This window comes from Bacteroidales bacterium (genome assembly GCA_035299085.1).
In the GTDB taxonomy this organism is placed as follows: Bacteria; Bacteroidota; Bacteroidia; order Bacteroidales; family UBA10428; genus UBA5072.
In genome coordinates this window covers 39189-54678 of sequence record DATGXG010000036.1, presented here as the reverse complement: position 1 = coordinate 54678, position 15490 = coordinate 39189, and the positions used below count along the sequence as shown (strand labels likewise).

The following is a 15490-nucleotide window of genomic DNA, read 5'->3' as shown; positions in this document are numbered from 1 at the left end:
AACAAAACTTAAAATTATCCATGCTGAGTTTAGCTGATTGTCAGAAAATCATCAACAGGCATTTAAACGAAATAGAATTACCGGAGTTACCGTCAAATTTGTATGATCCTGTCCGGTACATGTTATGCCTGGGAGCAAAACGGATCAGGCCTTCTATTGTACTGATGGGCTGCAACGTATTTTCAGACAGCATTGAACATGCCGTTTATCCTGCAATGGCAATTGAAGTATTTCATAATTTCACCCTGGTTCATGATGATATAATGGACAAATCGGAAGTCCGGCGTAATCAGCCCACTGTTTATATGAAATGGAGCCCCAATATTGCCCTGCTTTCAGGAGATGCCATGGTTATTAAAGCCTATGAACTGCTTTCAAAGGCCCGAAATTCAGATCTTGAAAAGATTCTGCCTGTTTTCAATAAAACGGCCTTGCAGGTTTGTGAAGGCCAGCAGTTTGATATGGATTATGAAAGTCACGAAAAAATAAGCATCGAAGAATACCTTGAAATGGTTGAGTTCAAAACGGCGGTTTTATTAGCTGCTTCGTTCAAGATAGGTGCTTTGACCGGTGGTGCATCAGCTGCTGACGCTGATTTACTTTATGAATTCGGCCGGAAGATCGGAATTGCCTTCCAGTTACAGGATGACCTGCTGGATGTCTTTTCAAGTACGGAAATATTTGGAAAATCTACCGGGCATGATATTGTATCCAATAAAAAAACAATCCTTCTTACAGAAGCGCTTGAACGAGTAACCGGAAACACAAGAGAATACCTTCTCGGGTGGCTGAAAAAGGAAAATTTCATACCCGACGAAAAAATAAGGGCGGTGAAATCAGTTTATAGTTCTCTTGACCTGGAGACTATAGTTATAAAGAGAATCAACGACCTGTATGATTCAGCTAATGAACAGCTTGAAAAATTATCGGTTGAACAGGTAAGAATAAAAGAACTCAGGTTGTTTTCTTCGTACCTGCTCAACCGCAAAAAATAAGCTACTTTGAAGCTTGTGATGTTTTTGAAGTGTATATATTGTAAAGCGAATCAGCCGAGGCCTCGTACTTCTTAGCCAGGGCATCCAGTTTATATGTTTTTGTTACGTTTATCAGGTTCTGAAGTATCTGGAAATTATAGAGCACCTCATCATTGGCGGCAGCAATGAATTTCAGTTCCTGGTCCAGGTAATAATCAAGCTTTTCAATACTTAATGCAGCCAGTTTTTCAACCAGCTGATTGGCCTTTTCATTTTGTCCGCACTTATAGTAGGCACTGGCAACCTGTATAATATTGTAATCAAAAGGCACTTTGATATGAGGAGTCAGTTCCATGCAACGGTCAAGGACCTGCACTGCTCTTGCCGTATCGCGCTTGTTTATAAGGGCATTGGCTAGCTGAAGAAAACGGGTCCTTAACCGGATAACCGATATGGTTCTCACATGGAAATCATCAAGGTATACATCCGGCTCATTCATTCGGCCGTAGCTGAATTTTTCCATCAGGTTTTTATACAGAATATTGCTTTCAACCCTTCCTGCTTCGTACCGGTTAATTGCCGGAGTGTAAATGGGAACAAGGCGATAGGCAAATCCTTCAAGTTGCATATAATTTTCAAGTCCCAAAGTTCCTTCATGACCCAAAGAGGCAAAATAAATCGGTCTTTCCCAGTTATTATTCGCAAGAATATCCATTACGATCAGTGAACTCTTTCCCATGGTACCCCTGCTGTAGGTCCATTCAACTGAAGGTACTATAAGACTGCGATCTTCAGGGGCAACTGTACCATTTTTGAGAACGACAGAAGTATCAACCGGGAGAATAAATTTCTTAGTGGGGATGAAATTGAATTTATTCCCGCTTGACGTTTCGACTTTGGCTGCAGGAAGGTCGCTGCCGACAAATGACATGATATCCTTAAGTTCTGCCGGCTTGTTTAGCCTGTCCTGTACAAAAACAACGTCACGGGTTCCGTTTATATACTGATCCGGCTTTAATGATACAGGCAGAGGCTCTGATTCATAGGCTTTCCTGCGTATCTGATCAATATGCCAGTCCATATTCAGCAGCATCAGATTTACAACTCTCACGTCAGTGCGGATCCCTTCAACCTCCTGGGCATACCACAACGGGAAGGTGTCGTTATCTCCGTTAGTGAACAGAATGGCATTCGGCGCACAGGAGTTGAGATAGTCAGCTGCAATGTCCCGTGTGGTGTAACGACCTGAACGGTCATGATCGTCCCAGTTCTGGTTGGCCATAATACCAGGCACCAAACCAAGACACAATATCGAGATCAATATCGCCATCCCGCTTTTACGGAGTTTTACCGACAACGATTCATACAAGGCCAATACTCCGAGTCCGATCCATATGGCAAAAGCATAAAAGGACCCTGCGTAAGCATAATCCCGTTCACGGGGCTGAGAGGGTGTCTGATTGAGGTAGATCACAATGGCGATACCAGTCAGTATAAAAAGAAGCATAACAACCCAGAAATTCCTTGAATCACGCTGTAACTGAAATATAAGCCCGAAAAGTCCGAGAAGCAAGGGTAAAAAGTAATAGGTATTACGTGAGGGTGCATTTTTGAAATCACCGGGAAGTTTGTCCTGTTTTCCTATGAGCACATCATCAACCGGTTTTACCCCGCTTATCCAGTTACCATTCAGAGGATCTCCGAAACCCTGGGTATCATTTTGTCTTCCGACAAAATTCCACATGAAATACCTGAAATACATTTGCCCAAGCTGATAAGTGAAGAAGAATTTCATATTCGCGGCAAATCCCGGAGGATCTTTTGGATTATTCCGGTCATACACAATTTTTCCGCTATTGTCACGGATCGTATTTCCGTCTGCATCACGACGGGGTTCATACAGGTGACTTTCCTTCAACCCTGCCCATTCAATATACACATCGACATGTTCATTATCGGAGCTCCACATTCTGGGGAAAAGGCCGGTAAATCGTTTATCGTACTGGTACGATAGTTTACGGTTGGTGATTTTATATTTTCCATCCAGGGGTGTATAGGTAGGTTTTCCTTCTTTGATCCCCTCGGGCTGTGCATTAAAATATTGCCCGTAAATCAATGGCCTGTCACCATACTGTTCGCGGTTCAGGTAGTACTGCAGCGAAAAAATATTGTCCGGATTGTTTTCATCCATCGGAGGGTTAGCCATTGACCGGATTACAATAGTAGCAAAAGAAGAATAACCGATTATAACCATCATCAGCATCAGCAAGGCTGAATTTAAAAGAGCACGGTTGTTAAGGTGACTTTTCCAAATTCCATACGAAATGCCGCCCAAGAGAAGTATGAAATAAATAAGAACGCCTGAATTGTAAGGCATACCGAACCCGTTCACAAAAATCAGTTCAAACCTTGAGGCCAGCCAGACAAGTCCCGGAATCAAACCATACATCATTATGCCAAGAATAACAACCGAAATGAGCAATGCCTTGATTACCCCGGATGCCGTGACATCATATTTTTTGAAATAATAAACCATCACTATGGCAGGAATTGCAAGAAGGTTCAAAAGGTGAACACCTATGGAAAGACCCATAAGGTAGGCTATTAAAATAAGCCACCTGTTCGCATATTTTTGATTTGCCTCATTCTCCCATTTAAGAACAGCCCAGAAAACAAGTGCCGTGAATAATGAAGAACTGGCGTATACTTCCCCTTCAACCGCTGAAAACCAGAAGGTGTCGGAAAAGGTGTAGGCAAGCGAACCTACAAGGCCGCTCCCGAAGATAATGATCTGATCCTTCAATGAAAACTGATCAGGATTTCCTTCCGAGGCATTCCGGTAATTTACCAGTTTAAGAGCCAGATGTGTAATGGTCCAGAACAGGAACATGATAGTGAAAGCACTTGCCAGACCGGAAAATGCGTTTACCATCATGGCAACCTTTGAAGTATCACTGGCAAAAAGTGAAAAGAAACGCGCAACAATCATAAACAAAGGGGCTCCTGGAGGATGCCCTATTTGGAGCTTATAGGCTGTTGAGATGAATTCTCCGCAATCCCACAGACTGACAGTAGGCTCGATAGTTAATAAATAAACAACCGCTGAAATCAGAAAAACGACCCAGCCGAGAAGATTGTTAACACGCCTGTATTTAGACATAATTATGGTTTATTAAATATGACTCTTTTGCATAAATTCGTAATGCAAACTTTTCAAAAGCATCAAATTTACAGATTACTGAATTTGAACGAGCAAAGTACACAAAAATTAATTATTTAAACAATGGTTGCCAAAAAACGGGATGGTATCGTGTATTCGACTGACCCGAACTTCAAGTATCCGGATGATTCACATAAAGAGGAAAAGGAAACACTTCCTCCTTCACAGCAAATGCTTTATGTATGGCTCGAATCAAAGGGAAGAAACGGTAAAACGGTCACGCTGGTAAAGGGATTCGCAGGAAAGGAAGATGATCTCGATGAATTAGCAGGAAAATTAAAAAGATATTGCGGGACCGGAGGTTCCGTAAAAGACGGTGAAATCATTATCCAGGGTGATTTCAGAAATAAAGTCCTGACCTTTCTTACAGATAAAGGATTTAAATGCAAAAAGGCGGGCGGATAATGATTTTCAGAAACTGGTCCTATAAAAAGGGATTCATACTCTCTTTGATAGTAGTTATCATTTATTTAATCACAGTGCCTCGTTGCCGTTTCAGTGATCCGCTGTCGACTGTGATTTATGACCGGAATGGTATACTTCTGGGAGCCAGGGTTGCCAAAGACGGACAATGGAGATTTCCCGCAGCCGATTCTGTTCCGGAAAAAATACAAAAAGCCACATTGGCATTTGAGGACCGTTATTTTTATTATCATCCCGGTATTAATCCTGTTTCATTGTTTCATGCCCTGATTGCGAATATCAGGGCACGACACGTTGTAAGAGGAGGAAGTACTCTTACAATGCAGGTTATCCGGATATACAGGAACGGAAAAGCAAGGACCGTCAAAGAGAAATTAATTGAAATGATAATGGCAACCCGACTTGAATTGGGAAGATCCAAATCGGGAATACTGCAGTTGTATACCTCTTATGCGCCTTACGGAGGTAATGTAGTTGGAATGGAGGCGGCAGCATGGAGATACTTCGGAACTTCTGGCGCTGACCTTACCTGGGCACAGGCTGCCACACTTGCTGTATTACCGAATTCTCCCTCGCTTGTAAATCCCGGGAAAAACAGGCTGGTTTTAAAAAGTAAAAGAGACAGGCTATTAAACCGGCTTTATAAACTTAAGTGGATCGATAGCGGAACGTTACAATCTTCACTTGCTGAAGATATTCCTGAGAAACCCCTTGCAATGCCTTCATCAGCGCCACATTTGTTAAACCGTGTTTATTCTCTTACCCCCGGAAGTTTGGCAAATACGACTATCAGTGAAAAGCTCCAGCAGCAGGTAACCGATATAGTGCAGATTCATCACCGGCAATTACAATACAATGAAATCCATAATGCAGCAGCAATCGTCATTGAAGTTGAAACCGGTGAAATACTGGCATATGTGGGAAATTGCGATTATCCATTTGAAAAAGGACATTCCAATGATGTGGACATAATCACGTCTGCACGAAGTACAGGAAGTCTTCTCAAGCCCCTTTTGTTTGCCGCTATGATTGACGACGGAAAACTGCTTCCACAGAGCCTTGTTTCGGATATCCCCATTAACCTTGGAGGTTTTTCGCCGCAGAATTTCGACGGCCAGTTTGAAGGAGCGGTAACCGCTTCAAGGGCACTTTCCAGGTCACTCAATGTACCTGCTGTTGAAATGCTGAAAACTTTCGGAGTGGAGCGTTTTCATCATTTGTTAAGAAAGCTTGGGATGAGAACCATTAAGAAGCCGGCTGACTATTATGGATTATCACTAATCCTGGGCGGAGCAGAAGGAACTCTTGAGGAAATGGCAAATATATACGCCTCTTTAAGCAGGGTTCTTAACCATTACGGTGAAACCGGAAAATATTATGCAGGCGATTTTCACCCGGCCAGTTACATTAAAAACGAAGTTTATACAAAACAGGATGCACTGGCAGAACCTGAAATATTTAATTCTTCTTCAATATGGTGTGCTTACCAGGCTATGATTGAAGTAAACCGGCCTGAAGCGGAAACAGGGTGGCAATACTTTAATTCATCAAAAAAAATAGCATGGAAGACCGGTACAAGTTTTGGTTACCGCGATGGCTGGGCAATTGGTACATCTACAAAATACGTAGTGGGTGTTTGGATGGGCAATGCAGACGGTGAAGGCCGGCCCGGGTTAACCGGCATTGCAGCAGCCGCACCTGTGATGTTTGATATCTTCGGACTGCTTCAGGATGCGCCATGGTTCAAGGCTCCGCTTGATGAAATGGTTCCGGGGATTGTGTGCAGGCAGAGCGGATACCTTGCCGGACCAAACTGCCCTGATCCCGATACGGTGAAAATTCCGGTTACCGGAATCCGGTCTGCCGTATGTCCTTACCACAGGCTTGTTCATTTAACCAACGATTTTCAGTTCCAGGTCAGCAGCAATTGTTATCCGGTCGACAGTATGAAACACACAGGATGGTTTGTTCTGCCACCGGTTGAGGAATGGTATTTCAAAAAGCACCATGCCGACTATAAACGATTGCCTTCTTTTAAACCAGGTTGTGAAATGGCAGGTCAGCGTACGATGGACCTCATATATCCAAGAGAAACAGTAAAAATTTTCATACCCCGTGGCTTGAAAGGTGAGAAAGGAAGGGTAGTGTTTGAAGCGGTTCATACCGATCCTGATGCAGTAATTTACTGGCACCTGGATGACCAGTTTATCAGGGAAACAAAATATATTCACCAGGTTGAATTGCTCCCGGCGCCTGGAAAACACAGGCTTGTCCTTGTTGACAGCAAGGGACAGGAACTTGTCAGGAAATTTGAGGTGGTTGAACCATAATGTATCGCCATGGATTGCTAATCCATGGTTCGCCGGCATAGTTTATACCGAAACGCGGTTTGCAGATATATTGAGGTTTTTGACCCGAATCTTCAATCCAAATCCTATCCGATGTAACCAGGTCCTCACCATAAAACGATTTATCAAGGCCCAGAGTTTTTGTTACTTTTCCCGGACCGCTTATGCCTGAAAGTCCCCTGATGAGTACGGCCTGGGGTACTCCTTCTGGCGCTGTAACAATATTGATCATCCAGTACATTCCATAAATCAAATACATATAAATCAGACCTCCGTTTCGGAACATAACCGAATTACGGGCAGTTCTGCCGAATCGTGCATGTGAGGCCTGATCTTCGGTTCCCCTGTAGGCCTCGACTTCAGTTATTGTATAAAAAGCTGTAATTCCCTCGTGTCGGAGGACGAGCACTTTTCCTATAAGGTCAGGAGCAACTATGAGCACATCTTGTTCATAAAAGCTTCTGCCCAGCCTCATTAGAGTAAAATTTACATTAGAGGATCAGCATGGCATCACCATAGGTGCCGAAATGGTATTTTTCCTTTATGGCAATTTTATAGGATTCAAACAGAAGCTCATACCCGGCAAAGGCTGAAACCATCATAAGCAGGGTAGACAAGGGAAGGTGAAAATTGGATATCATTCGCGACGGAACGCTGAATTCATAAGGAGGAAATATGAATTTATTCGTCCACCCGTCATAAGGTTTAAGATGTCCGGCTGTTGAAACTGAACTTTCAAGAGTTCTCAATACAGTGGTGCCAACTGCACAAACCTGCTTGCGTGCGTCCTTGGCTTCATTCACAATATTGGCAGCGTCTTCACTTATAATGATTCTTTCGGAATCCATTTTATGCTTGGTCAGATCCTCCACATCAACAGTCCGGAAATTACCCAATCCAACATGAAGTGTAATTTCGGCGAAGTGAGCGCCCTTAATTTCCAACCTTTTCAGCAATTCACGGCTGAAATGAAGACCAGCAGTTGGAGCGGCTACAGCACCTTCGTGTTTGGCGAATATGGTCTGATACCTGTCCCTGTCCTCAGGCTGAACCGCTCTTTTAATGAATTTTGGGAGTGGAGTTTCACCCAGTTTGAAGAGAGTCTTCTTGAACTCGTCATAATCCCCGTCAAAAAGAAAACGGAGCGTTCTGCCACGTGATGTGGTGTTATCAATAACTTCAGCTACCAGGGTTTCATCGTCATCGCCAAAGTATAACTTATTACCGATTCTGATTTTCCTGGCCGGATCAACAAGGACATCCCAAAGTCTTTGTTCCCGGTTCAATTCCCGAAGCAGGAATACTTCAATTTCAGCACCGGTTTTTTCTTTATTCCCATATAAGCGGGCGGGAAAGACCTTGGTGTTATTCACTACAAAAACATCACCTTCTTCAAAATAATCGATTATATCCCTGAAAACCTTGTGCTCAATTTTTCCTGTAGCCCTGTTAACGACCATAAGCTTGGATTCATCCCTTTTATCTGCAGGAAATTTCGCTATGAGTTCGTCAGGCAGATTGTATTTATATTGTGAAAGTTTCATGGATATATTTTTGTGAAGATGATCTAAATAAACCTAAGGTATACGAATCAGTTGCAATAAGGTTACAAAAAAACAAAATTTCTTTCAAATTCTTCAATATTCATTGAATCCTTCAATAAAAATTCACCAATACGGGTCCGCACGAGACCCGAAAGGTAGGCTCCCGACTGTAATCTGATTCCTATATCCCTGGCCAATGCCCTGATATAAGTACCTTTGCTGCAACTTACGGTTATTTCTATTGAAGGCATTGTGCAGGATATAAGTGTGATATCATAAATTGAAATTTCTTTCGGATCCAATTCAAGTACTTTACCGCTTCGGGCCAGTGTATAAGCTCTTTTCCCGTTTACAAACCGGGCTGAGAAATCCGGAGGCACCTGTGGTTGAATTCCTTTAAATGTATCCAGCGTGGTTTCAACAAGTGACTTTGTAATATGTTCAACAGGGAATCGTGCATTGATATCGGTTTCAAGATCATACGAAGGAGTAGTGGCGCCGAGCGTTATGCAGGCATTGTATTCCTTTGACTGATTCTGGTATTTTTCAATATTCCTTGTTTCTTTCCCTGTGCAAACTATCATTAATCCTGTGGCAAGAGGATCAAGGGTACCGGCATGACCGATTTTTATTTTTTTTAAATCCAACCTGTATCTGAGGATAGCTTTAATTTTATTCACTAAATCGAAGGAAGTCCAATACAATGGTTTATTAAACAGAAGCACTCTTCCATTTAGAAAATCCTCACCGATTTTACCAATATTTTCAGGATTTGCTCCGGATGAAATTGACATTCCTAGGCTTCGTTCTGATTTTTTGGTCTTCTCATAATGGCCCAGATTTCAAAAATAAAACCAACCAGCACAATCAGGGGAGCAAGAGTGATCCGCCTGAAGCTGAAGATCTCATCTTTATTGAAAATTTTCGGATCATCTGATTTACCACCGATCATCAGAAGAAAGCCGATAATAATAATGGCAAAACCGATAACCAGGTAAATGTAATTTTCTTTTGGAAGGGCAAAAGCGGAATCCGGTTGTTTAATTTCAGTCTTTTTTTGCATAATGTATTTCTTTAAGTATAAAGATTATCGGTTTTCATCTTCAAATATTTATTCACAGATAATAATGAGGATATCCAGGCGATCAGAATGCCAAGAATCAATATCGAGCCAAAAACTGTACCCAGAATATTCAAATCCTGAAAACTGAACAGGTCTCCAAGCTGTTTTTCTGCAATATACAAAACAACAAGCAGGACAATAATGGAAAAAACGGCAGCAATAAATCCCTGGGTTATTCCTCGTAAAATAAAAGGTCGCCTTATAAGAGATGGATGGGCGCCAACCAATTGCATAGTTCGGATTATAAACCGCCTGGCATACACAGTTAAACGAATCGTGTTGTTGATAAGAGTAATTGAAATGATAAACAGTAAGATACTGAAAACCAGAATTGCCATCCCGATCCTGTTTATATTCTGATTGATGATGTAGATAAGATCCTTCTGATAGGACACATCGGCAACCTGCTGGTACTTCCTGATTTCTTTTTCTATTACGTTAAAGCTGTCGGGATTGGCATAGGCCGCATGAAGTTTTACATCAATTGAAGATGGTAAAGGATTGTATCCCAAAAAATCAACAAAGTCCTCGCCTAATTGTTTCTTAAAATCTCCGGCCGCTTTTTCTTTTGTAATATAACGTGTTTCCTTAACATAATTCTTTGCGTCAAGAGTTTTCTGAAGGTTGAATATATCAACTTCTCGTGCCTCATCAGTCAGATATACCGAAATGCCGATATTCTCCTTAACATAGTTTGACAATTTCCGTGCGTTCAGAATTAGGATACCTCCTATACCCAGCATGCAAAGTACAAGGGTTATACTTACAACTGATGTAAAATAGGAAGCCGTCAGACGACGGCGTATTGTATTGTTTTTAGCATCCATTATTTCCTTAGCCTGCGCAAAGGTATGTTAATTTTAACCGGATTGTCAATCTATATTATATACCCATCCGTGAACATCCGGTTCATCACCGGTTTGTATTGCGATAAGCTTATTATATAATTTTTTGCTTATAGGACCCGGTTGACCGTCACAGCAGTATTCATAAATTCTGTTTGTATCAGGGTCAACTATTTTGCGGATGGGAGTTATCACGGCTGCGGTGCCACAGGCACCTACTTCTTCAAAATCTGATAATTCATCGATCGGAATCTGCCGTTTTTCAACCTTGTATCCCATATCCAGGCAAAGTTGCTGAAGGCTCATATTGGTTATCGAAGGAAGAATCGATTTCGATTCCGGCGTTACAAAGGTGTTGTTACGGATGCCAAAAAAGTTAGCAGGACCGGCTTCATCAATATATTTTTTTTCCTTCGGATCAAGATAGAGGGTGGTGGAATATCCCTGGTGATGGGCAAGCTCAAGCGATGCAAGGCTGGCTGCATAATTACCGCCTACTTTGTAACATCCTGTTCCAAGCGGTGCTGCACGGTCGTAACCGCGACAAACCATAATATCAACTGGTTTAAACCCTTCTTTAAAATAAGGTCCAACCGGAGTCACAAAAACAATAAAAGTATATTCTTTAGCAGGCTTAACACCTACTTCAGCTCCGGAGCCAATCAGCAGCGGACGGATATAAAGGGATGCACCCGTGCCATAAGGGGGAACATACTTTTTATTGTGACTAACAGCCATAGTGACGACCTTTTTAAAAAGTTCCTGCGGAACCTGGGCCATTTGTATACCAGCTGCGGTATCCCACATGCGTTTTGCATTGGCCTCACATCTGAAAATCCGAATACGGCCGTCTTTGCCCGTAAATGCCTTTAGTCCCTCAAAAGCCTCCTGTCCGTAATGCAGACAGGTAGCCGCCATATGAAGATTTATATATTCGGAATCAGTGACCTCTGGTTCACTCCATTTGCCGTCTTTATAATAACACCGAACATTATAGTCGGTTTTTACGTAACCGAAAGACAGATTTTTCCAGTCCAAGCTATTCATATTGTGATAGGTTCAGATTGGCCAAAAATAGCGATTTCAGATTGATTCACAAAAGAGAGCTGTCTGAAAAACCAGAATTTTTAATGTTTTTTACGCTGATTTTCAAAATAAACAAATAATTTTATAGTTTTAAGTACAAATAAGTTAAAAGCATGGAACAAGAAAAATATTTAATAATGGTTACATGGGATTTCACTGAAAAGAACGTGTACGCCATTGAACATGCTGTTCAGATGTCATCAATGATTAAAGGTGAAATTGCTGTTGTTCATATAGTCAAAAAAGAAGATGAGATTCCCGAGGCCAAAAAAAGAATGGCCGAGGAAGTAAAAAAACGTTTCCCTGATCCGGCAATTAACTTTTCATTTGTCGTGCGCAGCGGTTCCATATTTCATACAATCGGTGAGCTGGCAACTGAATTGAATGCCCTTGTGGTAGTAATGGGAACACACGGTATCGTTGGTATGCAGAAATTTCTTGGTAGCTGGGCCCTGAAGGTTATTGCAAGTTCAAAGGCTCCCTTTATTGTTGTTCAGGAATCACCCCGGGCCGAAGGCATGAAAAACATAGTACTTCCTATTAATTATAAGCGTGAAACAAAAGAATGTGTCACATGGACTCACTTCTTTGCGCGTAAATTCGGGTCGCATTTTCACCTTTTCAGGGCAAAATACCAGGATAGTAACTTTAGAAAAGGATTGGATTCAAATATGTTCTTTATAACGAAATATTTCGCCAATAAGTCAATTCACTATGAATCGCAGGTTTCAGTCGGCGAAGATAACTTCGGAAAGGAAACTATTCAGTATGCTAAAAAAGTGGATGCCGACGCGATTATGCTTATGACAACTAGAGATATCGGTTTTACAGATTACGTAATGGGCGCTCAGGAACAGTACATTATTGCCAACAGTGAACGTATACCGGTTATCTGCATTAATCCGCGACCTGCTAAAATAGGTGGCGGTTTCAGCGCCAGTGGAGGTTGAAAAATTATTCGTTCCCTAAAAATATTTCAAAAACAAGGAACGTTCCTTGTTTTTGTTTTTTATAATCCCGGTGAATCAGATGGATCAAAAAAAAACGCAACTGGTTTTTGCAAGCAATAACAAACATAAATTTAACGAGATAGCCGGTATGCTTGACGATCGTTTTTCATTATTGTCACTGGCAGACATCGGTTGTTTTACAGAAATACCTGAAACGCAAAACACGATCGAAGGAAATGCGATTCAGAAAGCGCAGTTTATCCTTGATAATTATAATACGCCTTGTTTTGCTGATGATACAGGACTCGAAATTGAAGCATTGCACGGAGAACCGGGAGTGTTTTCTTCCCGTTATGCCGGTGAAAAATGCGATTTTGAAGACAACATGAATCTTGTACTTGCAAAATTGGGCCAGGAAACATACCGGAATGCGCGTTTCAGGACCGTGATCGCACTTGCTGAAAAATCAGGAACTATCACTTTTGAAGGAATCGTTGAAGGAACCATAATGTTCTTCAGAAAAGGAACCGGAGGTTTCGGCTATGATCCTATATTTAAACCGGATGGACTTGACAAAACTTTTGCCGAGATGACAATGGAAGAAAAAAATGCTATTTCCCACCGGGCAATTGCACTAAAAGCGTTTACCGATTATCTAAAATCACGGTAGTATGAAACGGAATCTCATATTCCTTCTTGCAACTATTTTTATAGCTCAGGTCATCCAGGCTCAAATGCCATCCGGTGCCTGGCGGGATCATCTTCCCTATTCACACGGGAAAAAGCTTGCCGAATATCATAACCGTATATATTGCCTTACCACAGACGGCAGTCTTTACTCCTTTGGTATAAATGACCGGGATATTAAAAAACATTCAAAAGTTAATGGACTTTCGGATGCGGAAATTTCAACAATCGGTACTTCATCAGTAACTTCCACATTACTGATTGGTTACTCAAACGGGAATATTGACCTTGTCAGAAATGACAGTGTTATAAATATTCCGGATATAAAGAGAAAATCCATTATTGGAGGAAAGTCTATTAATAACGTGTATATTCGTAATAATTATGCTTACCTCGCCTGTGATTTCGGAATTGTGCTTTGCGATTTGAACCGACGTGAAATCAAAGAAACCTACTATTTTGGCCCCGGCGGAACGCAGATTCAGGTAAATGCTATTACGTCCGACGGAGTTGAAATAATTGCCGCTACCGGACAGGGAATTTACCATGCGGATATTAATGATCCGAACCTGCTTGATTTCAGTGCGTGGAGTAAATATCAGAACTTACCTGATCCGGATATATCCTATAAGTATGTGGTTTCTTATAACAGCAGCCTTTATACTATTTACAGGAACGGTACTTCTTCCGATGCAGTAATCCGGTTTGATGAATCATCATGGGAAAACTGGTCCCAGGGATTCAGTTCTCATTATGAGTTTCTTGGGGGGCAAAACGGAAACCTGGTTTTATCGACAACGGATCATACGAGAATCTATTCATCCCAGGGAACAGTTTCACGGGAAATCGTTTCTTTTTATTCCCAGGATGTTCTGGTTGATTCAGGAAATGATCTTTGGTATGCCGCATTATTCGGGGGACTGGTGAAGGTGGATGCCAATGGAAATTCTTCTGCAATAGCCCCTTCAGGTCCGCCTTACCGCGATGCAGGCGATATACAAGCTTTACAGGGAAATGTATGGGTCGCCGGCGGAACGTTTAAAACTAAATGGACCGGTAATGGCGCGTACTTGTTCGTTGATGAAAAATGGAAAGAATACAATGGCAACAGCATTCCCGATTTAAAAGACTTTCTCAATATTTCGGAAATTTCAATCGATCCCAATGACCCCGGTCATGTTATCGGAGGGTCGTATGGATACGGTATTGCGGAATTTCAGGATGGAAGGCTTGTTCATATTGAAAATGAAAGCGGCGGTGTGTTGAAACCGGTTCAGAGTTATGAAGGTCAAACCGGTTATGTTCGCATTACAGGCATTGATATCGACAAAGAGGGTAATATTTACGCAGTAGGTTCCAATGCATTGACTGCGGCATACAAGAAACAGCCGGGTCAGAATTGGACAGCCATTAATCTGAATTACAAAGGTTTCGGATTTCAGACCAACACTGGAGAAATTTTAGTCACTTCAACAGGACAAAAATGGCTTGCTTTAAATAATGCAGGAATAGTAGTATTTGAAGATGAAAACGGTGAATCGACAAGTGAAAAATCTTTTAATGTAAAAAATCAATTCGGTACTGTCGTTGATAATGTTCTCTGCCTTGCAGAGGATAAAGACGGGACTATCTGGGTCGGTACCAATAAAGGTCCGGTTCAATATTCGGATCCTTCAGAAATCATAAATTCAACGGCTAATATAGAAGGATACCAATATGTTATTCCAAGAAATGACGGCACATCAAGCGGGGATATCATGTTATCCTCGGAACAGGTTAATGACATTGCAATAGACGGAGGTAACCGAAAATGGATTGCAACTGAAAAGTCAGGGGTATTTCTTATATCAGCGGATGGGAAAAAGGAACTCCTTCATTTTAATGAGGAAAACAGTCCGTTATTTTCAAACAGTGTCCAGACAATAGGAATCAACGATAAAACAGGTGAGGTTTTCTTCGGAACCGACAAAGGAATTATTGCCTATAACGGCAGTGCAACAGAGGCAGGTGAAGATTTTGGCGATGTATATGTATTTCCCAACCCAGTAAGGGAAACCTACCAGGGAAATATAACGGTTAGCGGATTGGCATCAGATGTAAATGTAAAAATCACGGATATTACTGGTAACCTGGTTTATGAAACCGCGGCCCTGGGGGGACAGGCAGTTTGGGACGGCCGTAATTTCCGGGGTGACCGTGTGCAGACCGGTGTATATCTTGTTTTTTGTACTAATGAGGACGGTACTAAAACATATGTTACAAAATTACTGTTCATCCACTAAACTTACCT

The 15490-nt window shown here is 41.7% G+C and carries 13 protein-coding genes; 6 read left to right on the top strand and 7 right to left on the bottom strand.

Translation table 11 applies throughout. The features are described from left to right. Window positions 1-20 precede the first annotated feature (20 nt). On the top strand, window positions 21-995 hold the full coding sequence (locus VK179_11365; GenBank protein ID HLO59332.1) for a polyprenyl synthetase family protein: 975 nt from the start codon (window positions 21-23) through the stop codon (window positions 993-995). Between the two features lies 1 nt (window position 996). Here the strand turns inward: VK179_11365 and VK179_11360 are convergent, their stop codons facing one another. Further along, the gene (locus VK179_11360; GenBank protein HLO59331.1) at window positions 997-4134 is read right to left on the bottom strand and encodes a DUF2723 domain-containing protein; all 3138 of its coding nucleotides are present in this window, start codon (window positions 4132-4134) and stop codon (window positions 997-999) included. Window positions 4135-4257: 123 nt separating this feature from the next. Here VK179_11360 and VK179_11355 point away from each other — a divergent pair, with 123 nt between their 5' ends. Together VK179_11355 and pbpC are read left to right on the top strand one after the other, a co-directional pair. After that, entirely contained in the window at window positions 4258-4599 is a 342-nt protein-coding gene (locus VK179_11355) for a translation initiation factor (protein HLO59330.1), read from the top strand. Next, window positions 4599-6947, top strand: a complete 2349-nt coding sequence (gene pbpC / locus VK179_11350; protein HLO59329.1) for a penicillin-binding protein 1C — start codon at window positions 4599-4601, stop codon at window positions 6945-6947. Before VK179_11355 ends, pbpC begins: the two co-directional genes overlap by 1 nt. On the opposite strand, the gene VK179_11345 is transcribed toward pbpC, so the two are convergent. From VK179_11345 to VK179_11320, 6 genes are all read right to left on the bottom strand, one after another. After that, complete coding sequence (locus VK179_11345; GenBank protein ID HLO59328.1) at window positions 6919-7440, bottom strand: DNA-3-methyladenine glycosylase; 522 nt, start codon at window positions 7438-7440, stop codon at window positions 6919-6921. The genes pbpC and VK179_11345 overlap by 29 nt on opposite strands. A gap of 16 nt (window positions 7441-7456) precedes the next feature. Beyond that, window positions 7457-8509, bottom strand: coding sequence for a tRNA preQ1(34) S-adenosylmethionine ribosyltransferase-isomerase QueA (gene queA, locus VK179_11340; protein HLO59327.1), 1053 nt, complete (start codon window positions 8507-8509; stop codon window positions 7457-7459). 62 nt (window positions 8510-8571) lie between these two features. Next, entirely contained in the window at window positions 8572-9303 is a 732-nt protein-coding gene (gene truB, locus VK179_11335) for a tRNA pseudouridine(55) synthase TruB (GenBank protein ID HLO59326.1), read from the bottom strand. Between the two features lie 2 nt (window positions 9304-9305). After that, on the bottom strand, window positions 9306-9572 hold the full coding sequence (locus VK179_11330) for a DUF3098 domain-containing protein (protein ID HLO59325.1): 267 nt from the start codon (window positions 9570-9572) through the stop codon (window positions 9306-9308). Between the two features lie 11 nt (window positions 9573-9583). Continuing rightward, window positions 9584-10459: a permease-like cell division protein FtsX gene (locus tag VK179_11325; GenBank protein ID HLO59324.1), complete on the bottom strand. Its 876-nt coding sequence runs from the start codon at window positions 10457-10459 to the stop codon at window positions 9584-9586. 45 nt (window positions 10460-10504) lie between these two features. Next, window positions 10505-11524: a branched-chain amino acid aminotransferase gene (locus tag VK179_11320; protein HLO59323.1), complete on the bottom strand. Its 1020-nt coding sequence runs from the start codon at window positions 11522-11524 to the stop codon at window positions 10505-10507. Between the two features lie 152 nt (window positions 11525-11676). Here VK179_11320 and VK179_11315 point away from each other — a divergent pair, with 152 nt between their 5' ends. The 3 genes from VK179_11315 to VK179_11305 all read left to right on the top strand — a co-directional run bounded on the left by VK179_11315 (window position 11677) and on the right by VK179_11305 (window position 15482). Then, window positions 11677-12513, top strand: a complete 837-nt coding sequence (locus VK179_11315) for a universal stress protein (protein ID HLO59322.1) — start codon at window positions 11677-11679, stop codon at window positions 12511-12513. A 79-nt stretch (window positions 12514-12592) separates the two neighbouring features. Next, window positions 12593-13183 (top strand): RdgB/HAM1 family non-canonical purine NTP pyrophosphatase, encoded by a 591-nt coding sequence (rdgB, locus tag VK179_11310; protein ID HLO59321.1) that lies wholly within the window; start codon window positions 12593-12595, stop codon window positions 13181-13183. A 1-nt stretch (window position 13184) separates the two neighbouring features. Further along, window positions 13185-15482, top strand: coding sequence for a T9SS type A sorting domain-containing protein (locus VK179_11305; protein HLO59320.1), 2298 nt, complete (start codon window positions 13185-13187; stop codon window positions 15480-15482). The last annotated feature ends 8 nt before the right edge of the window (window positions 15483-15490 follow it).